Below are 24230 nucleotides of genomic sequence, written 5' to 3'. Positions count from 1 at the left end.
CGCCACTGCACCGGCCGGGCCGCCTCCCGCCCCGCCGCGATGACCAGCTCCTTCACCGACCGCGGCTTGTCGGGATACTTCGCCACCGGCGGGCGTCCGGTCCCCGAGTACGGCTCGGCCACCGGGACCGCGTCGGCGCTCTGGGCCGACAGCGTGCTGGAGATCCCCACCACGTAGTTCAGGCCGCGGGTCTGCAGTCCGTGCCGGAACGCGGCGGCGTCGCCGTATCCGGCGTCCGCGACGGCCAGCGGCACCTCGAGCCCCCAGGAGCGGGTCTCATCGAGCATGTCCAGGGCCAGCTGCCACTTCTCCACATGCCCGACATCGTCCGGGATGCCGCAGGCCGCACGTCGGGCGACCTTGTCCGCATCGGCCTCCGGCGAGGCGGGATCCCAGGTCTCGGGCAGGAACAGCCGCCAGTCGACCGCCGCCGAGGCGTGCTCGGATGCGAGGTGGAGCGAGACGCCGACCTGGCAGTTGGTGACCTTGCCCGCAGTACCGGTGTACTGCCGCGACACACATGCCGAGGCACTCCCGTCCTTGAGGAACCCGGTGTCGTCGAAGACGAAGGCATCGGGCCCGATCGCCTCCTCCATCCGCCAGGCCAGCTGGGCCCGGATGAGTGCCGGGTCCCACGGGCTGGTGGTGATGAAGTTGGCCAGCGCCTGACGGTTCCCGTCCTCACCCAGGCGGGCGGCCATCGGCTCGACCGACTTGCGCTTGCCGTCGGTCAGCAGCCCCCGCAGATAGACCTGCCCCACCGGCGCTGATCCTTGCGCGCGAACGCCTCCAACTCACCACGCACCACAGCAATCTCGTCCGGAGTCACACACCCGCAACGCCACATCAGGCCCCAAGGACACGCACCACCCCAACCGACCTGACCAGGCACTACTAGTGCTGCACCGCACAAGTTCCGCCGATGGCTATCGGGCGGTGAGGTGTTTGTTGATGGCGTCGATGTCGAGGCGGTCATGCGTGGTGCGGGTGCCCCACGGTTGCCAGCACGATGAGCGACGCGGGGTTGCCGAGGCCGGGGTGTTCCCGGTTTGTGTATCAGCAGGGTCGTTGCCCAGCTGACCCAGCCGCCCGCCGGCCTCACTGCCGACCTGGCCCGGCCGGTGGAGGGTCAGTGACCGGCGCCAGCCTTGACCGCTTTCGTGGCGAAGTAGCCGGAGAGCCAGCCGGCGGTGGCCTCCGAGTGGTGCGGCGCCTCGGCGAAGCCGGTGATGGCGAAGCCCGCCGCGATCTGCCCGCCGAACTGCTCGGTGAGCGTGTGGCTGTACTCCACCGGCGCGTCGAGGCCCCACAGCCGTTCCCGCTCGGCGGGCTCCAGGTGGGTGAGGTCGCTGTAGGGCAGGCGGTGGCGCACCACCAGCTCGCCGCGCGCCTCCAAGGGCTCGGCGTCGAACAGGTAGACGTCCGGGTTGAGGAAGCCGGACAGCAGCGTCCCGCCGGGGCGCAGCACGCGGTGGCACTCACGCCAGACCGGCGCCAGCTCCGGGATGAACAGGTTGGAGACCGGGTGGACGACAAGGTCGAACGAGGCGTCTGGGAAAGGGCTCAGGTCGCGCGCGTCGCCGAGCACGGTGCGTAGGTCGAGCCCCTCCCGCGCCGCGACCATCTCGTCTTGCGCCAGCTGGCGGGGCGAGTTATCGAAGACGGTCACCCGCGCGCCCGCCGCGGCCAGCACCGGACCCTGCTGCCCGCCGCCGGAGGCGAGGCAGAGCACGTCGCGACCGGCGATCTCCGGCGGGAACCAGGTCGGGTCGACCGGCTCATACCCGATCAGGACGATGGACCACTGGCCGGCCCGCGCCTTCGCGATCACCTCGGGGCCGACCGGGCGGGACCACTCGTTGCCCTCCTCCACCTCGCGGTCCCAGGCGAGGCGGTTGTGCGCGACGGGGTCGACGGGAGTCTGGCTCATACGCCGTACCCTAGTTGCGTGTCGTCGGCGGTGGGAGCGACCGTATCCAGCGGGGCCTTCCGCTCGTCGCGGTGACCGGGTTCGCTGTCGCGTAGTCCGTAGTCGCCAGCCGGGGTGGTGAAGAGGTGCATGTGGTAGTTCTCCCAGCCCATCGCGGTCTGGATCGCCAGGTGCAGACGTGCGAGTTTGCGGTCGGCCGGGACCTGCAGCCGTCGCCAGATCGGCGGGTGGATGTCGGCCAGGGTGACCTTGATCTGCAGGACGGAGTCAGCGGGCATGGCACTCTTCCTTCGCGGCGGCGGGCTCGTCCCGGGTCCGGCGGGGTCGACCGTCGTAGTTCCAACGGAACGGAAAAGCCGTCTCGTTGTGGACGATGGCGAAGTCGCTGACCTTCTCAAGCAGGTCGGTGCGGGAGGAGAAGTCGCCGTGACGCAGGACGGCGCGGGCCAGCAGGGAGAAGAAGATCTCCACCTGGTTCAGCCAGGAGGCGTGCTTGGGGGTGTAGTGCGGCACGATCCGCGAATGCCGCTTCAGCCAGGCCCGGGTGGCCTTGGAAGTGTGCGAGGAGCCGTTGTCCAGGATCAGATGGATCGTCAGCCCGGTTGGAATGCACCGCTGAAGCCGGGCCAGGAACCGGATGAAGTGCGCGGAGTCGTTGCGCTTCAGCTCCTCCATGACCACCTGACCGGTGTGCACGTCCAGCGCGACGGTGACCGAGACGATGCCGTGGCGGATGTACTCGAACTCCCGCCGCCTCACCCGCCCCGGGCCCGGCGGCCAGCCGGGCTGCTTGCGCGAGCGGGCGGCCATCGCGGTCTTCTCGTCCACTGACAGCACCATTGAGCCCGGCGGGCAGTTGCGGTAGAGGGCGCATACCTCGGCCGCCTTGGCGAAGAACTGCGGGGCGGGTCAGCCAGCCTCGGACCCGGTGCGGCTTGAGCTGCAGCTCGGCCAGGATGCGTCCGACCTGGGAGGCGGAGATGCCCGTGTCCGCCAGATGATCGGCGATCAGCCGATGCGACCAGCCGTCATAGGGGTGCGGCGGCGTGCTGGTGGCCGCCGCCACGACCCGCAGCCTCACCTGGGGCCCGTAGCCCGGCGGCCGGCCCGAACGGGGCCGGTCTTTCAGTCCGACCATTCCCTCCCGGACGAACCGGTCCCGCCATCGCACCACCGTCGAGACATCTAGCCGGACGATCTCCGCTATCCGCCAGGCCGGACAACCACCGGCCGCGAACAGGACTATGTGAGCCCGGCGGGCATCGCGCTGCGGCGTGGTATCAGCCCGTACTCGTGCCTCCAGCACACGCCGATCATCGGCGTCAAGCACCATGCTCGGTCAACGAGCCGATGGCCATCGGCGGAACTTCCGCGGCGCAGCACTAGAGGACCTCGCTCCGCGGCTCCCACCCCTCGTAGGCGGCCGTCAACAACCCCAGGACGCCGTGCGCGGTGACCTCGCGGGGGTTGGGGTAGGACTGCGCGACGGTCTGCGTCGCCGCGAGGGCCAAGTCGGCTTCTTTCAGGCCGAGTTCGGCGAGGGTGCGGGGAGCGCCGAAGCCGCCCGCCAGCTCCCGCAGGGCGTGCGGGACGTTCTCGGTGTCCATGGCCCGCGACAGGGCGGCGATCGCCTCCGGAGCGGCGGGCGCGTTGTAGGCGAGGACGTACGGGAGGACCACGGTGTGGGTCTCGGCGTGCGGCAGACCGAAGGTGCCGCCGAGGACATGGCACAGCTTGTGGTGCAGTCCCATGGTGGTCGAGCCGAGGCAGGCACCGCAGAGCCAGGCGCCGTAGAGGGCCCGGCCGCGCGCCTCCGGGTCACCGGGGGCCGCGGCCACCTCGGGAAGGGCGCCGGTCATCGCCCGTACGCCTTCCTCGGCCATCAGGGAGACGAGCGGGGAGCCGTCGGGGGCGTACAGCGCCTCGACCGCGTGCGCCAGGGCGTTGACGCCGCTGGTCACCGAGAGCGGCACCGGGAGGCCGAGGGTGAGCTCGGGGTCGTAGACGACGCAGCGGGGCTGTACGGAGGAGTCGCGTCCGGTGCGTTTGGCCCCGTGCTCGGTCAGGCCCCACACGGACGTCATCTCGGAACCGGAGTAGGTGGAGGGTACGGCGATCAACGGCAGCCCGGTGCGCAGCGCGATCGCCTTGCCGAGGCCGATCGCGGAGCCGCCGCCCACGGCGACACACCCGTCGGCGCCCGCCGCCCGCGCGACCTCGACCGCCTCGTCGGCGACCTCCACGGGTACGTGCATCCGGGCGCCCGTGTGCACCCCCACGCAGCTGTCGCCGAGCGCGTCCGCCACCGACCGGGCGACCTCCGCGCCCCGGCTGCCGCACACCACGAGCACCCGGTGCAGCCCGAGCCGCGCGACCTCCCCCGGTGTCGCGGTCACCGAGGCGCCGGGCCGGAAGACGACCCGGGCGGGCCGGGTCTCGTAGGAGAAGTCGAGCGGAGTGGTCATGGGGCTTCCTCCGTGGATACTCCGGCCTTCGGGCCGGGCTGGGGGTACCTCCCGCTTGCGGGGGAGAAACGGATTCCTGCGGAGCAGGGCAGGGAAAGGCGATTCGCCGCCGGGGCGGATCGCCGTTCACCACCGACAGTCAACGGATGGCCACAATCTGTTGTGATAGTTTGTGAGCCGTGACCACCCCTGTGAAGCGGGCGTTCAAGTACCGCTTCTACCCGGACGATGCGCAGGCGGCGGAGCTGTCGCGCACGTTCGGATGTGTGCGCAAGGTCTACAACCTGGCTCTCCAGACCCGTACCGTCGCGTGGTACCAGCGGCGGGAGAGGGTGAACTACAACGCGACGTCGGCGATGCTCACCGCGTGGAAGAAGACCGAGGAGCTGGCCTACCTGTCCGAAGTCTCCTCGGTGCCCCTGCAGCAGTGTCTGCGCCACCTGCAAGGAGCGTTCGCCGGCTTCTTCGAGGGGCGGGCGAAGTACCCGCGGTTCAAGTCGCGTAAGAAGTCCCGTCGTTCGGCGGAGTACACCAGCTCGGCGTTCCGCTACCGCGAGGGTCGGCTCACGCTCGCCAAGATGCACGAGCCCCTGGACATCGTGTGGTCGAGGCCGCTCCCCGAAGGTGCGCAGCCGTCCACGGTGACGGTCTCCCAGGACGCGGCCGGCCGCTGGTTCGTGTCGCTGCTCTGCGACGACACGATCACCCGGGCACCGGCCACCACGGCCGCGGTCGGGCTCGACGCGGGGATCACCTCCCTGGTGACCCTGTCCACCGGGGAGAAGATCACCAACCCCCGGCACGAACGCCGTGACCGCGCCCGTCTCGCGAAGGCTCAGCGGCAGTTGTCCCGCAAGGCCGAGGGTGACGGCGCGAACCGGGCCAAGGCGCGTCGCAAGGTTGCCAGAATCCACGCCCGGATCGCCGACCGGCGCCGAGACTTCCTGCACAAGCTGACCACTCGTCTCGTCCGTGAGAACTGTGAGAATCAGCGGGTGCTGTCCCGAGCTGCGGCTTGACCCGCGTGAGAACGGACCGTGGTGTCCTGGTTTGGATCTGTCGGTCGATGGCTCGGGGCGGTGCTTGCTGTCACCGGGCCGGCGGGACGTGTTCCGATAGGGGCCTTGCCGTGAACAGGGCGCCGTCACAGTTTTGACCGCCCCGGCCGGTCCGGTGTCGGCCATCCGACGCTCCAACGGACAGAGGACGGACCGACCGTGGCCAGTATGCCCAACCGTGTGCACGCCAGACAGCCACTGCTCGACGGCGAGGTCATCCTCGGGGTCGACACCCACAAAGACACACACGTCGCTGCCGTGCTCACGCCCTTTGCTGCGGTCCTGGCCACCGAAGCGTTTCCCGCTACGTTGGACGGCTACCGCGCGCTGCTGGACTGGGCAGAATCCTTCGGGACGCTCACCCGTGCCGGCGTGGAGGGCACGGGTTCCTACGGTGCGGCGCTGACACGCCACCTTCTGTCCCACCGCATCGAGGTTTTCGACGTCAACCGGCCCGACAGGACTGCCCAGCGCCAGCAGGGCAAGACCGACACCGTCGATGCGCAGGCGGCCGCGCGGGCTGTCATCTCTGGCAGAGCCACCGCCCATGCCAAGAGCGGCGACGGGCCGGTGCAGATCGCGCGCATGTACAAGCTGGCCAAAGACTCCGCCATAAAGGCCCGCACGCAGGCCATCAACCAGCTCAAAGCCGTTCTGGTGTCTGCTGATCCCGTCCTGCGCGAACAATTGACGCCGTTGACCAACCCGGCGCTGATACGCACCTGTGCAGATATCACATCCGTCGCAGACCACCCAGGACGTGACGACGTGCTGGACGCCACGCTGATCACACTCCAGTTGCTGGCCGAGCGCGTCCAGCAGTTGACAGCCCAGGTCAACGAGCTGAAACGGCGCCTGGCCGCTGTGGTCCAGTCGCATGCTCCGCAGCTGCTGCAACGCGTTGGTGTCGGTCCGGACAGTGCAGTCACCCTGCTCATCACCGCTGGCGACAACCCCGAACGTCTGGTTGACGACGCGTCCTTCGCCGCGCTCTGCGGGGCCAGCCCCGTCGAGCGTTCGTCGGGCAAGCAGCAACGCAGACGCCTGAACCGTGGCGGTGACCGCCAGGCGAATGCGGCGCTCTACCGCATCGTGCAAAGCCGCCTGCGCTGGGATCCGCGCACCCAGGCCTACCTCGAACGACGGATCAGCGAGGGCAAGACTCGGCGTGAAGTGATCAGATGCCTCAAACGCTATGTTGCACGCGAGATCTTCTCGCTCCTGCCGAGAACCGAATTCGCACCGATCAGCCCATGACGATTTGACAGTCATAGGGGCGTCCAAACGGTCGTGATCGAAGACCTCACCGTCCGCAACATGGTCAAGAACCGCGGGCTCGCCCGAGCCATTTCGGACGCGGCCTGGCGTGAGCTGCGGGCGATGCTGGAGTACAAGTGCGCCTGGTACGGGCGCGAACTCGTCGTGATCGACCGCTGGTTCCCCTCCAGCAAGCTGTGCGGGAACTGCGGCACGATCCGGGTGTCCCTGCCGTCGAATGTCCGTGAGTGGACGTGCGAGTGCGGCACGGTGCATGACCGCGACGGGAATGCGGCGAAGAACATTCTCGCGGCCGGGCTGGCCGTGTCTGCCTGTGGAGACGGTGTAAGACCTCAACGGGAGTCCTCCCGGACGGGGCGGTCGTCGATGAAGCAGGAACCCCAGCGGGCGACCGCTGGAACACCCCGCCTCTAGGCAGGGGAGGAAGTCAATCCGGCTCCAGTACGAGTTCGAAGTGGGCGTGCCGGAAGGGGTTCGCGACGCCGAACTCCCGTGCCAGCGAGGGATCGTCGGTCTCGGCGAAGTCCTGGACGAGACTCTTCTTCACGGCGAAGACGGCGTCGGAGTCCAGATAGGGGCTGCCCGCCACGAAGATGTGCGTGGTGACGGGGGCGTGGCCGCCGGCCGAGGCGATGAAGTGGATGTGGGCGGGGCGGTAGGGGTGGCGGCCGGTGGCTCCGAGCAGGGCGCCGACCGGGCCGTCGGTGGGGATCGGGTACGGGCTCGGCACACAGGTGCGGAACCGGAAGCGGCCCTCGGCGTCCGCCGTGAAGAGTCCGCGTCCGTTGCCGGGCGGCTGGACGTCGGGCCGCTGGACGTCGTAGAAGCCCTGTCCGTCCGCCTGCCACACGTCGAGGACCGCGCCGGGTAGCGGAGTGCCGTCCCGGGACAGCACCCGGCCGCTGACCACGCACGGCTCGCCGGCGCCCACCAGGTCGATGGTCGCGCCGAGTTCCCGTATGGGCGACGCCGTCATGTGGAACGGGCCGAGGACCGTCGACTCCGTCGCGCCCGGGTCACGGTGGCCGTTCAGGGTCTCCAGCAGCATGGAGACGCCGAGCACGTCCGACAGGAGGATGAACTCCTGCCGGGTGTCCGTGCACATCCGCCCGGTCTCGGTGAGGAAGCCGATGGCGCTCTCCCACTCCCCCGTCGTCGGCCGGGTCTCGCGGACGAAGGCGTGCAGGTGGCGGGTGAGCGCGCCGAGCAGCTCCCGCAGCCTCGGGTCGGCCGTGCCCGCGAAGCTGTCGACGACGGCGTCGGTGATGTCCGTGGTGAATTCCTTGGCCATGCCGCTCCCGTGGTCCCGCCGGTCGTCCTGCCGGGCGGGTACCAGGCTACGAGGCCGCCGGGGCTCACCGTTCGAAGCCGGCGAACCTCTCCGCCGCGTCCGGCTCGCTGGGCGGAACAGTGCGACTGACGCCGAGGATGCGCGATGCCCCTTTCCGTGGGGCATCGTTGACCTGGAACATCACGCCCGCACCGGACGCACGGAAAGTATGATCAAGCAATGTCTGACTTGACCGAAACCACGCCCGGCTGGCTGTCCCGTGACGAACTGGAATCGGCCCGCGCCCGCATGCCGATCCTGTACGTCGAGGCCGTACCGGTGCGCGTCGACGACAACGGCGAAGTCACCCACATCGGGCTCCTGCTCCGTATCGGTCCGGACGGGACGGTCAGCCGCACCCTCGTCTCCGGCCGGGTGCTGCACCACGAGCGGGTCCGCGACGCCCTGCTGCGCCACCTGGAGAAGGACCTCGGACCGGTGGCACTCCCCCGGATCCCGGCCTCCCTGCAGCCCTTCACCGTCGCCGAGTACTTCCCGACGCTGGGCGTCACGCCGTTCCACGACCCGCGCCAGCACGCCGTGTCCCTGGCCTACATCGTGCCGGTGACCGGCGACTGCCGGCCCCGGCAGGACGCCCTCGACCTGGTCTGGTTCAGTCCGGAAGAGGCCGCGTCACCGGTGGTCACGGACGACATGCCGGGCGGTCACGGGGTTCTGCTGAGGCAGGCTCTGGCGTACGTCGGGCGTATCGCCTGACGCGGAGAGCGACGGGCCGGGACGACGGTCCTCGGGTGCGAACCGACGGACCGTCACGACCCTTCCTGGCGACCGCTCCACACCGGGCCGCGCTTCTCGGCGAAGGCGGCGGCACCCTCACGCGCGTCCTCCGAGACGAAGACCGGCGCGATGATCCTCTCCTGCTCCGCCCAGCCCTCGGCGAGGGTCCAGTCGGCGCTGGAGCGGGCGATCCGCTTCGTCGCGGCGACCGCGAGCGGGCCGGCCGACGCCACCCGCGCGGCCTGTTCCAGCGCGCCCTCCAGCGCCTTCCCCTCGGGCACCAGCCGGTTGGCCCACCTCCGCGCCACGCCGGGCCGTGATCGGATCGCCGGTGAGAAGCATCTCCATGGCGATCGCGTACGGGATACGGCGCGGCAGCAACAGCGCGCCACCGGCGGCCGCCACGACGGCACGGGCGCCAGTGATCGCCGAGACCGCCAGCGCCAGGCGCTCCTGGGCCGGTTCGCCATCAGAGTGGCGAAGCCCGTGCCAGGCTCGCCGAGCAGGTTCTCGGCACCCGGGCGTCGTCGAAGAAAAGCTCCGCGGCGTCCTGGCTCTCCAGCGGGATCTTGCGCAGACGGCGTCCGCGGGTGAAGCCGGCTGGGCCCTCCTCCACGACCATCAGGCTGAGGCCGCGGGGGCGCTCCTCGGGGTCGGTCTTGGCGGCCACGACGAACAGGTCGCAGTTGCGGCCGTTGGTGACGAACGTCTTGGAGCCGTTGACGACGTAGTCGTCACCGTCGCGGATCGCGGTCGTACGGACGGACGCCAGGTCCGATCCGGCACCGGGCTCGGTCATCGAGATCGCGCCCATGATCTCGCCGGTGACGAGGCCGGGCAGCCAGCGGGCCCGCTGCTCCTCGTCGTGCGGGCGGGTCGCTCGGCCCAACGGGTGAAACTGGGCGGCGCCTGGTCCGCAGCGGAGCAACGACGCGCGACGCTGTGCTGTGGGAGCCGCCCCGAAGCCCTGGCGAATCGCCACCGCCGCGGGCCGCCCCCTTCGGCCCGTGTCGCCGAACCACCGTCCCGGAGGCGCCGAGCCCCTGGTCACGTCCGACTGATCGAGGAGGCCGGGAACCCATGGCCGGATCCGGAAACGACAGCACACCCACCCTGGCCGCACCGGTCGACCTCAACGGCACCGGGCACTACGTCCACTGGGGCGTGGTACAGATCTCCGTCGCCAACCTGGTGGTGATCGCCCTGATGGTCGTGATCTTCGCGCTCGCGCTGCTGCTGCCCTTCCCGCACGGACGGCGCCGCGGATGAGCACCGACGCCCGTACTCCCGAGCACGGCTGGACGGCCGCGGTACGCCGTCGGCTGGTCGGCGCGCTGCCGCCGGAGAAACTGCTGCCCGACAGCCAGCCGGTCTACATGGCCTCGTGGGTGTACGTCTTCGGCGTCCTCACGGTCTCCTCCTTGGCCGTGGTACTGATCAGCGGGGGCCTGCTGGCCTTGAAGGGGCCCGCGTGGTGGCATGTCTCCTCGGTCGGGAAGTACGTCAACAGCCTGCACCTGTGGAGCGTCGAGCTGTTCATGTTCGTCCTGGTGCTCCACCTGTGGGCGACGTTCTTCATGGCCGCCTGGCGCGGCCGGCGCGCCCTGACCTGGATGACGGGCGTGGTCATCTTCCTCACGTCCATCGGCACGGCGCTCTCCGGCTACGTGGTCCAGCAGAACTTCGACTCGCAGTGGATCTCGGACCAGGCCAAGGACGGCATGAACGCGGTGGGCATCGGCGCGTTCTGGAACGTCCTCGACTTCGGCCAGATGCTGATGTGGCACGTCGTGCTGTTCCCCCTCGTGATCTGTCTGCTCAGCGGATGGCACGTGCTGCTGGTCCGGCTGCGCGGCATCGTGCCGCCCATCGACGCCCCGACGCCCGGCACCGACCATGTCCCGCCCAAGCAGCAGGAGCGAGCGTGACCCGCGAAACCCGCCGGACCGACACGCCCGAGTCTTCGGAGTTCCCGACCAGGCCCTACGACCTGGTCAAAGAGGTCACCATCGCGTTCGTCGTGATCGCCCTGCTGACCGTCGGGCTCGCCGCGCTGTTCTCCTCCCCCGACGACCAGCCCGTCACCCTCGGCTCGTGGTCGCGCGCCGACTCTGCCGACTTCACCGCCACCGCCGTGTCCGAGCTCGGCGGCACCAGCGGCACAGCGCAGTACGGCCCGCCGTACAACCACACACCGGGAGCCGGACAGAAGATCGGGCCGGTCAGTCTGCAGCGCCTCGCGGGCGTGCACATCCCGATCGACACCGCCGAGGACTTCGTCATCCAGCCGCTGCGCCGGGCTCCCGAGCCGCCCCTCGTCGTCAAGGCCCTCGCGGTATGGAACGCCGCATCCCAGGACCGGCAGCAGGCGTGGACCTCCGCCTACTCCGACGCGCTGGCCAAGGCCCCGAACGGCAACCCCGCGCGGGTGGCCCCGGGCGCCTACGGCCCGGTCCCGGTCCTGATGGCCCGGCTGCTGGAACTCGCCCGGTCGGGCGCGCTCGACGGCGAACTGCTCACCGAGGGAGACCAGTTCTACCAGACGGACTACACCCGCCCGCTGCTCTTCCTCGGCGACGGCAACTACTTCGCGGACCTCGCGCAGAGCCGGCACCTGGCCGGCGACCAGTGGGGCATGATGAACGAGACCGGCAACTATCCCGGCCAGCCCTGGCTGTGGCTCTACACCTTCTGGTACCAGATCGAGCCGTTCAAGAGCTCCGACAACGCCGACGCCCTGATCTGGGGACTGATGGCCCTGCTGAGCCTGGGCCTGATCCTGGTCCCCTTCATCCCGGGCGTCAGGTCGATCCCGCGCTGGACCCGGGTGCACCGGCTCATCTGGCGCGACTACTACCGCACCCAGCAGCCGCCCCACTGACCCGGTCCGGCTCGGCTCGACTCGTCCTCGGCCGTCCACGCGGTCACGCGGGACAGTGCGGCTCCCTTGGCCATGGCGTCGCGGCGACCGTCGTACGGCCGACCTGCTGCGCCCGGGGTGTGGATGGCGCCGGCCGGCCATCCCGGTGGCACCGGGGGCGCTTGCCCGCGCCCGGACGCGGCCTCGGGACATGCCGGAGGCCGCTTCCCCGCGAACGAGAAAACGGCCTCTGACCTGCGACAATGAGGCGAGCCTCTGTCGGGACGACAGGATTTGAACCTGCGACCCCTTGACCCCCAGTCAAGTGCGCTACCAAGCTGCGCCACGTCCCGGTGCTTCACCCGCGGTGACCCGCGGGATCGTGCGAACAGAACTTTACCCCACGCCGGGGGCTGCTCCGCCGGGGGACCGGGGCGCGCGACAATCGGCGTATGACCGGGACATCTGAGACGCGGCAGGGCGGCGGACGGGATCGGGACACCGAGGGGCGGGCACGGAACGCCCGGCCCCGCGACGGACTGGGGCGCCCCCTGCCGTACGGCGCGGACGGGGTGGAGCGACAGCCGGAGGGGGTCGTGCGCGGCCCAGAGGAGACGGTCACCGAGGCGCAGGCACTGCTGGACGCGGGCAGGCCGTTCCACGCGCACGAGGTCTTCGAGGACGCCTGGAAGTCCGGTCCGCAGGAGGAGCGCGGGCTCTGGCGCGGGCTGGCCCAGCTCGCCGTGGGGCTCACCCACGCGGCCCGGGGAAACACGACGGGCGGCGCACGGCTGCTGCGCCGCGGCGCAGCAGCCGTCGAGGAGTGGGCGTCGGGGACGGGCCGACCGCGGCCGTACGAGCTGGCCCTCGCGGAACTCACCGTCTGGGCACGGGAGTTGGCGGGTGTCGTGGAGCGCGACGGCGGGCGGGTCGACGCGGCGGAGTCATCGCCACGACTGCGTGGCCGGGAGGCCTGACGAGGGCAATACTTCGGCGCTCGATCACGTGCGGGCTCGGCGCCCGGCCGGGCACTGTCGGGTGCGGTGCGTCCACTGTCAGTGGCGTGCGGCAGACTCCGGGTGTGCGAAAGATTCATGTCATCGGCATCGGAGCGGGCGACCCCGATCAGCTCACACTGCAGGCGGTCAAGGCGCTGAGGAGCACGGACGTGTTCTTCATCCTGGACAAGGGCGAGGTGAAGTCGGACCTCGTCCAGCTGCGCCGCGACATCCTCGACGCGCACATACCGGAGGGGGCGTACCGCCTGGTCGAGGCGCGCGACCCGGACCGGGACCGGACCGCGGGCGGCTCGGCGTACTCACCGGCCGTCGGGGACTGGCGAAGCGCCCGCGCAGCCATCTACGAGCGGCTGATCACCGAGGAGCTCGGCGAGGACGAGAGCGGCGCGTTCCTGGTGTGGGGCGATCCCGCTCTGTACGACAGCACGCTCGGCATCCTGGAGGAGATCCTGGACCGTGGCGCGGTGGAGTTCTCGTACGACGTGGTGCCCGGCATCAGCAGCGTCTCGGCACTCGTCGCCCGGCACCGCACGGGGCTGAACCGGGTCGCCCGGCCCGTGCAGATCACCACCGGGCGGCGCCTCGCGGAGGGCTTCCCCGACGGGGTGGACGACGTGGTCGTGATGCTCGACGCCCACCAGACGTTCCGGCAGTTCGCGGACGAGGACATCGACATCTACTGGGGCGCGTACATCGGCACACCCGACGAGATCCTCGCCTCCGGTCCGCTGGCCGAAGCGGCCCCCCGTATCGAGCGGTTGCGCGCCGAGGCCCGGGAACGCAAGGGATGGATCATGGACACCTATCTGCTGCGCAGGAATCCGCGGGCGTAGTTCACCGGGCGCCACATCGTGAGCGCTAGTCCGCGGGCGCAAGTCCGCGGGCGCGGGCCCGGACCGGGCCTCCGCGGCGGTACGCCGGGCGGGTCGCCCCGCATGCACGCGTAGCCCGCCGGTGTGAGGGTGGCCTTTGTGACGATCACGGAGGATACGGCGCCACCCGCGGCGGGGGCGCCCGGACCGCCGGTGCTGGACAACCGCCGCCGCAACATCGTCTTCGCGACGATCGTGCTGGGCATGCTGCTCGCCGCACTCGACCAGACGATCGTGGGCACCGCGCTGCCGACGATCGTGTCGGATCTGGGCGGCGCCGCGCACATGTCGTGGGTGGTGACCGCGTACCTGCTGGCCGAGACCGTGGCGACCGTGCTGGTCGGCAAGTTCGGCGACCTGTTCGGCCGCAAGGTGGTCTTCCAGGCGTCGGCGATCATCTTCATCACGGGTTCGTTCCTGTGCGGGCTCGCCACGAACATGTCGCTGCTGATCGCCTGGCGGGCCTTGCAGGGCGTCGGCGCGGGCGGTCTGATGGTGACCTCCATGGCGCTGATCGCGGACGTCATCCCGCTGCGCGAACGGGGCAAGTACCAGGGTGCGATCGGTGCCGTCTTCGGTGTGGCCACGGTCATCGGGCCGCTGCTCGGCGGACTGTTCACGGACCATCTGTCGTGGCGGTGGGCGTTCTACATCAACGTGCCCCTCGCGATCGTCGTAGTGATCGCGGCGGCCCGCACCATTCCCGTGGTGAAGTCGGTGACCCGGCCGGTCATCGACTATCTGGGCATCGCGCTCGTCGCGGTCGGGGCCAGCGCCCTGATCCTGGCGACGAGTTGGGGCGGCAACGAGTACGCCTGGGGATCGCCGGCCATCATCGGCCTCTTCGTGGGCGGTCTGGTGGCGCTCGGCCTGTTCTGCTGGGTGGAGACGCGCGCGGCCGAACCGATGCTGCCGATGCGGCTGTTCTCCAACCCGGTCTTCACGGTCTGCTCGATCCTGAGTTTCATCGTGGGGTTCGCGATGCTCGGCGCGATGACCTATCTGCCGACGTATCTGCAGTACGTCGACGGGAACTCGGCCACCCTCTCGGGTGTGCGCACCCTGCCCATGGTCCTGGGGCTGCTCATCGCGTCGGTCTTCAGCGGGAACGTGGTCAGCAAGACCGGGCAGTACCGGATCTTCCCCATCGTCGGCTCCCTGGTGATGGCGGTCGGGCTCTATCTGATGTCGCGCATGGGACCGGACACCGGGGCCTGGCTGGAGTCCCTGTACATGTTCGTGCTCGGTACCGGGATCGGGCTGTGCATGCAGGTGCTGACCATCGCCGTGCAGAACACCGTCGAGTACACCGACCTCGGCACCGCGACCTCCGGGGTCACCTTCTTCCGTACGCTGGGCAGTTCGTTCGGTACGGCTGTCTTCGGCACGATCTACACCAACGCGCTGAAGCCCAACCTGGCCGACGGGGTCAGGGCGGCCGTGGAGACCGGTGCGGCCGGGCCGGTCGTCATCGCCAAGGCGGCACAGAGTCCGGAGGGGCTGCACAAACTGCCGTCCGAGGCGGCCAAGCCCATCGTCGACGCGTACGCCGACACCCTGCACACGGTGTTCCTGTGGACGGTTCCGGTCGCGCTCCTCGGCTTCGTCGTGGCGCTCTTCCTCAAGCAGGTGGAGCTGCGCGACAGCGCGCGCATGGGGTCGACGGACATGGGCGAGGGTTTCGCGTCGCCGTCCACCGCCAACTCCCAGCGGCTGCTGGAGTTCTCGGTCGCGAAAATCCTCGGTACCACCGAGATGAACACCGCGCGCCGGATCGTCTCCGAGTCCGACACCCGGCTGGACGTGGCGGGCGCCTGGGCCGTGATGCAGGTCGAACTGTTCACCCGCATGGTCGGCCACGCCAACCTCGCGCTGATCGCCGCCCGGCGCCATCTGCCTCCCGAGGTGCTCGTCCCGGTGTTCAACCGCATGGTCGAGGAGGGCTATCTGACCCGGCACGGCTCGCTGTTCTCGCACACCGCGGCGGGCGAACGTGAGGCACGGGTGATCAGCGAGGCCTGGGGCCGATGGCTCGCCGAACGCGTGGAGCAGGACATCGGCCGCCCGTCCGGCACGGAACTGCGCGCCGCCGTCGACACCATCGCCAAGCGTCTGCTGGTCGAGGACCTGACCCAGGGCCTGCCCGACCGGACCCCGGAACTGACGTCGGCCACGACCAGTTGACCGGCCCCGCGCCCGGGCCGGCGCCCGGCCCGCCGCGAACAGCGGTGCGTGGGCGCGCCGTTGAGACCGGGAACCGGGACGGGATGCCGCGGGCCGCGCGACGGATCCGGCGGCCGGTCACCCCGGGCCCAGGTCCAGCAGGGCCAGCGCCGACGCGACGTCCGGTACCGCGCTCACGTCCTGAGGGAGGGGTGGACGGCGTACGACGACCACGGGGAGGCCGAGATCGCGGGCTGCGGTCAGCTTGGCCACCGTCGCGGCTCCTCCGCTGTCCTTGGTCACCAGGACATCGATGCGATGCCGACGGAGCAGGCTCTTCTCGTCGTCCACGGTGAAGGGACCGCGCGCGAGCAGCACTTCGGTGTCCGGCGGCAGCGGCGGCTCGGGGGCCTCCACCGACCGTACGAGAAAGTGGATCCGGGGGAGATCCGCGAAGGCCGCGAGACCGAGGCGGCCCGTGGTGAGGAAGACACGGCGGTCCAACTCGGGGAGCAGCGCGGCGGCTTCGGCGAGGGAGTCCACCGGGTGCCAGCGGTCGCCGGGGCCGGGGCGCCAGCCGGGGCGGCGCAGCACCACGGCGGGAATCCCGGTCGCCGCCGCGGCCCGTGCCGCGTTCGCGGTGATACCGGACGCGAACGGGTGCGTCGCGTCGACCACGGCGTCGACCCGGTGTTCGCGCAGCCAGCGCACGAGTCCGTCCGCCCCGCCGAACCCCCCGGTCCGTACGGCCCCTTCGAGCGCTCCCGGCCGGGACACCCGGCCCGCCAGCGATGTCGTCACCCGCACACCGGGGCGCGCGGAAAGCTCCGCGGCGAGTTCGCGGGCCTCGGCCGTACCGCCGAGGAGGAGGACGTGGGGGGACATGGACCGAGGGTACGGGGTGCGAGGAAGCCACCGGGAACGGCTGTGCGCATGCCGCCCGCGGCGGGGGGCGCGGACTCAGCGCAGCAGCAGCTGTACTCCGCCCACCACCGTCGCCGCGATCACCAGGCGCTCGAAGAGCAGCTGGTTGATGCGCTTCACCGCCCATTTCCCGAGGAACGCCCCCGGCACGACGAAGACGGCCAGGGCCGCGTCCAGCAGCAGCGAACGACCGTTGATCAGGCCGAGGCCCGCGCTGAAGGGCAGCTTGGAGACGTTGACGATGAGGAAGAAGAAGGCGGAGGTGCCGAGGAAGCCGAGCTTGCGGAAGCCCGTCGACAGGAGATACATCGACATGACCGGACCGCCCGCGTTGGCCACCATGGTGGTGAAGCCGCCGAGCACACCGTAGGAACGTGCCTTGATACGGCCCGTGCGGGTCACGACCGAGTCGGGTTCCTCGTCCTGGACGGCGGCCCGGCGGCGCCACACAGTGATCCCGGTCATCAGCAGCAGGGTCGCGCCGATCGAGGTCCGTACGACCCCGTCGTCGGCCCACACCAGGAACACCGTGCCGAGGACGACACCGGCGGCGACCGCCGGGAACAGGCGCCACAGCGTGGGCCAGTGGGCGTGGCGCCGGTAGGTGGCGACGGCGAGCACGTCGCCGACGATCAGGAGGGGCAGCAGCACGCCGGTCGAGGCGCGGGCAGGCAGTACGGCGGCGAAGACCGCCAGGCTGACCGTGTTGGCGCCACTGACGGCGGTCTTGGAGAAGCCGACGAGCAGAGCCGCGGCGGCGAGAGCGGCGAACTCCCCCATGGATATGTGCCAGAGCGTCATCGTGTTCATGCGGGGGCCGATGCTATGCCCACGCAACTCGCCGGGGTGAGGAGGGGCCCGCCCGGTGACCGTGGGGCACACGCCGTGTCGGGCTCGCAGCTCCCTCTTGAGGACCTTCGGTGCACGGGGACGACCAGACCGCCCGCCGCCGTGATCGCGTGGGCGCGAACGGACCGGGCGGGCACACGCTGGGCGTACGGCGAACCGTGGCGCCCCTCGCGTACGACAGCGGCCCATGGCGCCCCGCATGTACGACGGCGGCCCGTGGCGCACCTCGCGCACGGCATCGGCCCGCGGCGCGCCCCGCGCGTACGGCAGCGGGTCGGGACGTCAGTGGCGCTCGACCAGGATCGCGCTGCCCTGCCCAACGCCGACGCACATCGTGGCCAGGCCGCGCTCGGTGCCCGTGCGGCGCATGCGGTGCAGCAGGGTGGTGAGGATGCGGGCGCCCGAGGCGCCGAGCGGGTGGCCCAGCGCGATGGCGCCGCCGGTCGGATTGACGAGATCGGGGTCGATACCGAGGCGGTCCACGCAGGCGAGGGCCTGAGCGGCGAACGCCTCGTTGAACTCGGCCTCCTGGATGTCGGCGACGGTCCAGCCGACACGTCCGAGCGCCTTGCGGGTGGCGGGTACGGGGCCGATGCCCATGACATCGGGATCGACGCCGGCCGAGGCCCCGGCGACATACCGTCCGAGCGATTCGAGCCCGAGGTCGTTCAGGGCTTCCTCGCTGACCAGCAGCACACCGGCGGCGCCGTCGTTCATCGGCGAGGCGTTGCCCGCGGTGACCGTGCCGCCGGCGCGGAACACCGGCTTGAGGCGAGCCAGCTTGTCGAGCGATGTGTCCTCCCGTACGCATTCGTCGCTGTCGACGATCACGCCGTCGGGACGCTCCACGGGGAGCAGTTCGGAGTCGAAGTACCCGTTCTTACGGGCGTCCGCCGCACGCTGGTGGCTGCGGAGCGCGAACGCGTCCTGCCGCTCGCGCGAGACGCCGTACCGCTCGGCGACCTCCTCCGCGGTCTCCCCCATCGACAGGACCCCGTGCAGCTCCTTCATCACGGGGTTGACCAGCCGCCAGCCGAGCCGGGTGTCGACGGTCTCGATGCGGTGCGGCAGCGCCTCGTCCGGGCGGGGCAGGACGAAGGGGGCCCGGCTCATCGACTCGGAGCCGCCGGCGAGCACGATGTCGGCTTCGCCGGAGGCGATGGCGCGGGCCGCCGTCGTGACGGCTTCGAGGCCGGAGGCGCAGAGCCGGTTGACGGTGGCGCCGGGCACGCTGTCGGGCAGTCCGGCGAGCAGCGCGGCCATCCGGGCGACATTGCGGTTGTCCTCGCCGGCCTGGTTGGCGGCGCCCCAGTAGACGTCGTCGACACGGGCCGGGTCGAGCGTGGGCACCTCGGCGACCAGAGCGCGGATGACGCTCGCGGCGAGGTCGTCGGGCCGCACGGAGGACAGGGCCCCGCGCAGCTTGCCGATGGGCGTGCGGCGGGCGGCCGCGAAGTGGACGGGACGCACGACAGGACTCCTGACGGACACCGGAGACAGGCACCGGATATTGATGAGCACACCATTAATTAGCACTGCTAGTTTTGGACTATATCCCCGCTCCGGGCCCTTGGGAAGATCCCCCCTGCGGCTGGTATCCACCCATCCGTCCCGGACTTCCAGGGCGCGGTGACCGCCGGGTGGCCGAGGATTGACGGCGTTCCGCGCCCCGCGCTCCGCGCGGTGGCACACTGCTCGGACACCCCGTCGAACACGGGTTGACGGGGTGAACAGGCCCAGCCGAGCAGGGAGTTGTCGTATGACGGGGACGGAGTCCACCGCGGACCGGATCGACACCAGCAGGCCACATCCGGCGCGGGTGTACGACTGGTACCTGGGCGGCAAGGACAACTACCCGGTCGACGAGCAGCTCGGGCAGCAGATCACGGCGCGCGATCCCGGCGCCAAACGGGCCGCGCGCAGCAACCGCTGGTTCATGCAGCGAGCGACCCGCCACCTGGTCCGCACGGCGGGAATCCGCCAGTTCCTCGACATCGGCACCGGCATACCCACCGAGCCCAACCTCCACCAGATCGCGCAGAGCACCGCCCCGGAGGCACGGGTGGTGTACGTCGACAACGACCCGATCGTCCTCGCCCACGCCGAGGCGCTGCTGCGCGGGACCCCGGAGGGCAGGACGGAGTACGTCCAGGCGGACGTGCGCGAGCCGCGGAAGATCCTCGACGAGGCCGCGCGCGTGCTCGACCTCGACCGTCCCGTGGCCCTGTCGCTGATCGCGCTGATGCATTTCATCGCCGACGACAGTGGCGCCTACGAGCTGGTGGAGAGCCTGGTCGACGCGCTGGCGCCGGGCAGTTTCCTGTCGCTGTCCGCGATGACCGCCGACTTCGAGCCGGAGGACGTACGACGGGGCATCGAGGCGTACGCGCGCGGCGGTGTCACCCTCGTGGGCCGTTCACACGCCGACGTGAGCCGCTTCTTCAAGGGACTGGACCTGGTCGAGCCGGGCGTCGTCTCCGTGAAGGACTGGCGTCCGGAGCTCGCGGAGGGCGAGACCCCGATCGGCGACGAGCCTGTGTCCTTGTACGGCGGGGTCGGCTTCAAGGCCTAGCCCGGGGCGAGGGGCGCGTTCCCCGCTCACCTGTCTTCGGACCCCCCTGCCGGGACGGTCCGGCCCCTGGCCGAGGACGGTCGGCCCCTGCCCCCGCGGGCGCCGGGAAGGAAGGCTGGTAGCCATCCGAGCAGGAAGCGAGATGGCGAGATGACCCTCATCGTCGGGCAGGTGATGACCAGCGAGGTCGTCGAGGCGCACCGGAAGATGTCCTTCAAGGACGTGGCACGGCTGCTGGACCGGTACCGGATCAGCGGACTGCCGGTGGTGGACGACGACGACAAGGTCGTGGGCGTGATCTCGGAGACCGATCTGCTGCGCCGGCAGGCGGCCCGGTCCGACCTCGGCCAGGGACGGCGCCGGCGTCTGCCGGCCCTGCTCCGCGAGCTGCCGCGGTCGGCGCGTCCGGAGTGGGTGGCGCGCCGCGCGGCGGGTGCCGAGGCCGATCCGGTCGGTGCCACGACCGCGGAGCAGTTGATGTCGACGCCCGCGATCACCGTGCATCCGGAACAGCGCGTGGCCGATGCCGCCCGGGTCATGGAGCGCCATCGCATCGAACGGCTTCCCGTGGTGGACGAGGAGGACCGGCTGATCGGGATCGCCACCCGCCGCGACCTGCTGCGGGTCTTCCTGCGGACGGACGAGGAGATCCGGCGGGAGGTGACCGACGACGTACTGGGGGGCACCCTGTCGTTGCCGCCCCACACGGTGATCGTCTCGGTCGGCGACGGCGTGGTGACACTGGAGGGACGCCTGGAGCGGCGAAGCGAGATCCCGCAGGTCATCCGGCTGGCGTGGCGGGTCGACGGTGTCGTGGGGGTCATGAACAGCCTGACCTTCCGCGTCGATGACACCCACCCGCCCGAGCGGCACCCCTCCCACCGGATCGACCACCACTGGCTGCCTGAACGCTGAGGAGTGCGGGGCAGTCGACCGACGCACGGCCGAACCGGCGGACGGCCGGGGAGCCGAACCGGGGGACCGTGCGTGCCTCGGCGCGGCCCGGTCGGCCTCGCTTCGACTCGACTCGGCCCGAACCGAGTCGACGTGCCTCGGCTCAACTCCGCTCGTGCCTGCCCGACTTGCCTCCGCTCGACTCGGCGCGCCTCCGCTCGGCGCGCCTCCGCTCGGAGCGCCTCCGCGCAGCTCGGAGCGCCTCCGCTCGGACCGTTCGACCTGGCTTGGCTCAACTTGGCTCAACTCGACTCGACTCGACTTCGCGCGCCCGTGCGGAACAGCGCACCCGGCGTAGGCCCACCGGCCCGGACGGACCGGGGCCGGTCGGACCCCGGTCCGGGACCAACAGGACGTGGGAGGCGAGGAGAGATCGCGCGAGGCTTCGTAGGGAAGCGGCGCCGGTCCCCTCTCGGCGCCGGTCCCCCACCGACGTCGCCGACCCGCGACGCCGAAGGCTCCACAACAACGCCGCCCGACCCGCGGCATCGCCCCACGACGACGGAGGAACGCCAGCCATGACCCGACAGGACGACCGAACCCGGACCGCGCCTCCCGCCGCTCCTTCCGCCGAGGTTCCTTCCGTCGACGTTCCTTCCGCCCACACGCCTTCCGACGAGATTCCCTCCGACATCACCGTCGCCGTGGGCCAGTTGGTCACGAACGGGCTCAAGGCGCTCGCCGACTACGAGGCCCTGACCCAGGAACAGGTCGACCACATCGTCAAGAAGGCCTCGGTCGCCGCCCTGGACCATCACACGCAGCTGGCAATGCTCGCCGTGCAGGAGACGGGTCGCGGGGTCTTCGAGGACAAGGCGGCCAAGAACATGTTCGCGTGCGAGCACGTCACGCACAGCATGGGCCGGATGAAGACCGTCGGCGTCATCGCCCGCGACGACATCGAGGACGTGATCGAGATCGCGGAGCCCGTCGGTGTGGTGTGCGCGGTCACCCCCGTGACCAACCCGACGTCCACGACCCTGTTCAAGGCGCTCATCGCCCTGAAGACCCGCAACCCGATCGTGTTCGCGTTCCACCCCTCCGCACAGCGCTGCAGCGCCGAGGCGGCCCGTATCGTGCGGGACGCGGCGGTCGCCGCGGGCGCTCCGGAACACTGTGTGCAGTGGATCGAGACGCCCTCCGTCGAGGCGACCGGCGTCCTGATGCGCCACCCGGGCATCTCCCTGATCCTCGCGACCGGTGGCAACGCCATGGTCAAGGCGGCCTATTCGGCGGGGAAGCCGGCCCTCGGCGTGGGCGCCGGGAACGTACCCGCGTATGTGCACCGCAGTGCCGACCTGCGCCGCGCGGTCAACGACCTCGTCCTGTCCAAGTCGTTCGACAACGGCATGATCTGCGCCTCCGAGCAGGCCGTCATCCTGGACACCGAGATATACGACTCCGCCGTGGCCGAATTCCGCACGCTGCACGCCCACGTGGCCACCATCGAGGAGAAGCGCAAGCTGGAGGCGTACCTCTTCCCGGGAACCGTCTCGAACAGCGGCTGCGAGCCCAAGGTCAACGCGAAGGCGGTCGGCCGGAGCCCGGCGTGGATCGCGGAACAGGCCGGGTTCACGGTGCCCGCCGACACCTCGGTCATCCTGGTCGAGGCCGACCGGGTCGGTCCCGAGGAGCCGCTGACCCGCGAGAAGCTGTGCCCGGTGCTTGCCGTGCTGCGGGCCGGATCGGTGCAGCAGGGCTTCGACCTGGCCGCCGACATGGTCGCCTTCCACGGCCAGGGCCACAGCGCGGTGATCCACACAGGAGACCCGGCGCTCGCCGAGGAGTACGGAAAGCGCATGAAGACGGTACGGGTGATCGTCAACGCCCCTTCCTCGCAGGGCGCGATCGGCGGGGTCTACAACAGCCTGCTGCCCTCGCTCACCCTCGGCTGCGGTTCCTGGGGGAGCACCTCGGTGTCCAACAACGTCTCCGCGGCGAACCTGCTGAACATCAAGCGGGTCAGCGGCCGGCACAACAACCTCCAGTGGTTCAAGGTCCCGCCGAAGATCTACTTCGAGCCGCAGGCCATCCGCTATCTGGCCTCGATGCCTGACGTGCACCGGGTCACGGTGGTCACCGACGCGACCATGACCCGGCTGGGCTTCGTGGACCGCGTCGGCCGGGTCCTGCAGCGCCGGTCCGAGCCCGTCACGGTGCAGATCATCGACGACGTCGAGCCCGAGCCCAGCATCGACTCGGTGCGGCGCGGCGCCCGTCTCATGCGGGACTTCCGCCCGGACACGATCATCGCGCTCGGCGGCGGCTCCCCCATGGACGCGGCGAAGGTGATGTGGCTGCTGTACGAGCAGCCGGACATCGACTTCGCCGACATGCGCCAGAAGTTCTCCGACATCCGCAAGCGGGCCTTCCGCTTCCCCGTCCTCGGCGAGCGCGCCCGGCTGGTGTGCATCCCCACCACGTCCGGCACCGGCGCCGAGGTCACTCCGTTCGCCGTCATCTCCGATCCCGCGACCGGCAAGAAGTACCCGCTGGCCGACTACGCGCTGACGCCGAGCGTGGCCATCATCGACCCGCTGCTCGCCGCCGACCTGCCCCCGGCGCTCGCCGCGGACAGCGGCTTCGACGCCCTCACGCACGCCATCGAGGCGTATGTCTCCGTCTACGCGAACGACTTCACCGACGGTCCCGCCCTGCACGCCATCCGGCTCGTCTTCGAGCACCTGGAGGCCGCGGTCAACGACCGCGCGGGCCGGCCGGAGGCGCGGGAGAAGATGCACAACGCCGGAACCATCGCCGGCATGGCCTTCGGCAACGCCTTCCTCGGCATCGTCCACGCCATGTCCCACACGCTCGGTGCCACGTTCCACATAGCCCACGGCCGCACCAACGCCGTGCTCCTGCCCCACGTGATCCGTTACAACGGCACCGTCCCGTCGAAGCTCACCGGCTGGCCGAAGTACGAGAGCTACCGCGCACCCGAGCGCTTCCAGGACATCGCCCGCACCCTCGGTCTGCCCGCGGCCACCCCCGCGGAGGGCGTGGAGTCCCTCGCCCGCGCCGTGGAGCGGCTGCGCGACGCCGTGGGCATCGAGCCGTCCTTCCAGACGCTCGGCGTCGACGAGCGCACCTTCCTCGACGCCCTGCCCCAACAGGCCCTCAACGCCTACGAGGACCAGTGCGCGCCCGCCAACCCGCGGATGCCGATGCTCGACGACATGAGCCGGCTCATGCGCGCGGCCTACTACGGGCCGGAC

The 24230-nt window shown here is 70.6% G+C and carries 20 protein-coding genes, 1 tRNA gene and 5 pseudogenes; 13 read left to right on the top strand and 13 right to left on the bottom strand.

What is annotated here, in order from left to right; translation table 11 throughout:
• The 6 genes and pseudogenes from ACZ4N5_RS33130 to ACZ4N5_RS33105 all read right to left on the bottom strand — a co-directional run.
• Nucleotides 1-829 (bottom strand): annotated as a pseudogene (locus ACZ4N5_RS33130) (IS701 family transposase); the annotation flags it as partial.
• Between the two features lie 300 nt (nt 830-1129).
• The gene (locus ACZ4N5_RS33125) at nt 1130-1930 is read right to left on the bottom strand and encodes a class I SAM-dependent methyltransferase (RefSeq protein WP_467760709.1); all 801 of its coding nucleotides are present in this window, start codon (nt 1928-1930) and stop codon (nt 1130-1132) included.
• Complete coding sequence (locus ACZ4N5_RS33120) at nt 1927-2208, bottom strand: plasmid pRiA4b ORF-3 family protein (protein WP_467760708.1); 282 nt, start codon at nt 2206-2208, stop codon at nt 1927-1929. Before ACZ4N5_RS33120 ends, ACZ4N5_RS33125 begins: the two co-directional genes overlap by 4 nt.
• Nucleotides 2198-2773 (bottom strand): annotated as a pseudogene (locus tag ACZ4N5_RS33115) (IS630 family transposase); the annotation flags it as partial. The gene ACZ4N5_RS33120 and the pseudogene ACZ4N5_RS33115, both read right to left, overlap by 11 nt.
• Nucleotides 2774-2942: 169 nt before the next feature.
• A pseudogene (locus ACZ4N5_RS33110) lies at nt 2943-3263 on the bottom strand (helix-turn-helix domain-containing protein); the annotation flags it as partial.
• 49 nt (nt 3264-3312) lie between these two features.
• Complete coding sequence (locus tag ACZ4N5_RS33105) at nt 3313-4395, bottom strand: maleylacetate reductase (protein WP_467760707.1); 1083 nt, start codon at nt 4393-4395, stop codon at nt 3313-3315.
• 179 nt (nt 4396-4574) lie between these two features.
• Here ACZ4N5_RS33105 and ACZ4N5_RS33100 point away from each other — a divergent pair.
• The 3 genes and pseudogenes from ACZ4N5_RS33100 to ACZ4N5_RS33090 form a co-directional block, all read left to right on the top strand.
• A pseudogene (locus ACZ4N5_RS33100) lies at nt 4575-5375 on the top strand (RNA-guided endonuclease InsQ/TnpB family protein); the annotation flags it as partial.
• A gap of 246 nt (nt 5376-5621) precedes the next feature.
• Nucleotides 5622-6710: an IS110 family RNA-guided transposase gene (locus ACZ4N5_RS33095; protein WP_467760718.1), complete on the top strand. Its 1089-nt coding sequence runs from the start codon at nt 5622-5624 to the stop codon at nt 6708-6710.
• A 24-nt stretch (nt 6711-6734) separates the two neighbouring features.
• A pseudogene (locus ACZ4N5_RS33090) lies at nt 6735-7145 on the top strand (RNA-guided endonuclease InsQ/TnpB family protein); the annotation flags it as partial.
• 13 nt (nt 7146-7158) lie between these two features.
• On the opposite strand, the gene ACZ4N5_RS33085 reads toward ACZ4N5_RS33090, so the two are convergent.
• On the bottom strand, nt 7159-8022 hold the full coding sequence (locus ACZ4N5_RS33085; RefSeq protein ID WP_467760706.1) for a dioxygenase family protein: 864 nt from the start codon (nt 8020-8022) through the stop codon (nt 7159-7161).
• Between the two features lie 219 nt (nt 8023-8241).
• Here ACZ4N5_RS33085 and ACZ4N5_RS33080 point away from each other — a divergent pair, with 219 nt between their 5' ends.
• Entirely contained in the window at nt 8242-8778 is a 537-nt protein-coding gene (locus tag ACZ4N5_RS33080; protein WP_467760705.1) for an NUDIX hydrolase family protein, read from the top strand.
• A gap of 53 nt (nt 8779-8831) precedes the next feature.
• On the opposite strand, the gene ACZ4N5_RS33075 is transcribed toward ACZ4N5_RS33080, so the two are convergent.
• Together ACZ4N5_RS33075 and ACZ4N5_RS33070 are read right to left on the bottom strand one after the other, a co-directional pair.
• Nucleotides 8832-9080, bottom strand: a complete 249-nt coding sequence (locus ACZ4N5_RS33075; protein WP_467760704.1) for an enoyl-CoA hydratase-related protein — start codon at nt 9078-9080, stop codon at nt 8832-8834.
• Nucleotides 9081-9268: 188 nt separating this feature from the next.
• Complete coding sequence (locus tag ACZ4N5_RS33070) at nt 9269-9688, bottom strand: acyl-CoA dehydrogenase family protein (protein ID WP_467760703.1); 420 nt, start codon at nt 9686-9688, stop codon at nt 9269-9271.
• Nucleotides 9689-9879: 191 nt separating this feature from the next.
• On the opposite strand from ACZ4N5_RS33070, the gene ACZ4N5_RS33065 reads away from it, so the two are divergent.
• Genes ACZ4N5_RS33065 through ACZ4N5_RS33055 form a run of 3 tightly spaced genes read left to right on the top strand, consistent with a single transcriptional unit; the run spans nt 9880 to nt 11680 of the window.
• Nucleotides 9880-10068 (top strand): hypothetical protein, encoded by a 189-nt coding sequence (locus tag ACZ4N5_RS33065; protein WP_467760702.1) that lies wholly within the window; start codon nt 9880-9882, stop codon nt 10066-10068.
• Nucleotides 10065-10727, top strand: a complete 663-nt coding sequence (locus ACZ4N5_RS33060) for a cytochrome b N-terminal domain-containing protein (RefSeq protein ID WP_467760701.1) — start codon at nt 10065-10067, stop codon at nt 10725-10727. Before ACZ4N5_RS33065 ends, ACZ4N5_RS33060 begins: the two co-directional genes overlap by 4 nt.
• Nucleotides 10724-11680, top strand: a complete 957-nt coding sequence (locus ACZ4N5_RS33055; protein WP_467760700.1) for a hypothetical protein — start codon at nt 10724-10726, stop codon at nt 11678-11680. The genes ACZ4N5_RS33060 and ACZ4N5_RS33055 overlap by 4 nt, the downstream gene beginning before the upstream one ends.
• A gap of 258 nt (nt 11681-11938) precedes the next feature.
• Here ACZ4N5_RS33055 and ACZ4N5_RS33050 read toward each other — a convergent pair.
• A tRNA-Pro gene (locus ACZ4N5_RS33050) sits at nt 11939-12012 on the bottom strand.
• Between the two features lie 99 nt (nt 12013-12111).
• Between ACZ4N5_RS33050 and ACZ4N5_RS33045 the strand changes: the two genes are divergently transcribed.
• The 3 genes from ACZ4N5_RS33045 to ACZ4N5_RS33035 all read left to right on the top strand — a co-directional run bounded on the left by ACZ4N5_RS33045 (nt 12112) and on the right by ACZ4N5_RS33035 (nt 15734).
• Nucleotides 12112-12636 (top strand): DUF309 domain-containing protein, encoded by a 525-nt coding sequence (locus ACZ4N5_RS33045; protein WP_467760699.1) that lies wholly within the window; start codon nt 12112-12114, stop codon nt 12634-12636.
• A 104-nt stretch (nt 12637-12740) separates the two neighbouring features.
• Nucleotides 12741-13511, top strand: a complete 771-nt coding sequence (gene cobF / locus ACZ4N5_RS33040) for a precorrin-6A synthase (deacetylating) (RefSeq protein WP_467760698.1) — start codon at nt 12741-12743, stop codon at nt 13509-13511.
• 138 nt (nt 13512-13649) lie between these two features.
• Nucleotides 13650-15734 (top strand): MDR family MFS transporter, encoded by a 2085-nt coding sequence (locus ACZ4N5_RS33035; protein ID WP_467760697.1) that lies wholly within the window; start codon nt 13650-13652, stop codon nt 15732-15734.
• A 117-nt stretch (nt 15735-15851) separates the two neighbouring features.
• Here ACZ4N5_RS33035 and ACZ4N5_RS33030 read toward each other — a convergent pair whose 3' ends face one another.
• The 3 genes from ACZ4N5_RS33030 to ACZ4N5_RS33020 all read right to left on the bottom strand — a co-directional run bounded on the left by ACZ4N5_RS33030 (nt 15852) and on the right by ACZ4N5_RS33020 (nt 18956).
• A complete protein-coding gene (locus tag ACZ4N5_RS33030; protein ID WP_467760696.1) occupies nt 15852-16598 on the bottom strand; it encodes a cobalt-precorrin-6A reductase in 747 nt (248 codons plus the stop codon).
• Between the two features lie 75 nt (nt 16599-16673).
• On the bottom strand, nt 16674-17447 hold the full coding sequence (locus ACZ4N5_RS33025; RefSeq protein ID WP_467760695.1) for a sulfite exporter TauE/SafE family protein: 774 nt from the start codon (nt 17445-17447) through the stop codon (nt 16674-16676).
• Between the two features lie 321 nt (nt 17448-17768).
• Complete coding sequence (locus ACZ4N5_RS33020; RefSeq protein ID WP_467760694.1) at nt 17769-18956, bottom strand: thiolase family protein; 1188 nt, start codon at nt 18954-18956, stop codon at nt 17769-17771.
• Between the two features lie 289 nt (nt 18957-19245).
• On the opposite strand from ACZ4N5_RS33020, the gene ACZ4N5_RS33015 reads away from it, so the two are divergent.
• The 3 genes from ACZ4N5_RS33015 to adhE form a co-directional block, all read left to right on the top strand.
• Nucleotides 19246-20058: an SAM-dependent methyltransferase gene (locus ACZ4N5_RS33015; protein WP_467760693.1), complete on the top strand. Its 813-nt coding sequence runs from the start codon at nt 19246-19248 to the stop codon at nt 20056-20058.
• 150 nt (nt 20059-20208) lie between these two features.
• Nucleotides 20209-20973, top strand: a complete 765-nt coding sequence (locus ACZ4N5_RS33010) for a CBS domain-containing protein (protein WP_467760692.1) — start codon at nt 20209-20211, stop codon at nt 20971-20973.
• Nucleotides 20974-21530: 557 nt separating this feature from the next.
• Nucleotides 21531-24230 (top strand): bifunctional acetaldehyde-CoA/alcohol dehydrogenase (gene adhE, locus ACZ4N5_RS33005; protein WP_467760691.1); only part of this gene is annotated, 2700 nt, incomplete at its 3' end.

It is taken from the genome of Streptomyces sp. NPDC026500 (genome assembly GCF_055567635.1).
The sequence above is the reverse complement of the archived record's forward strand: the minus strand, read 5'-3'. Positions and strand labels throughout refer to the sequence as shown.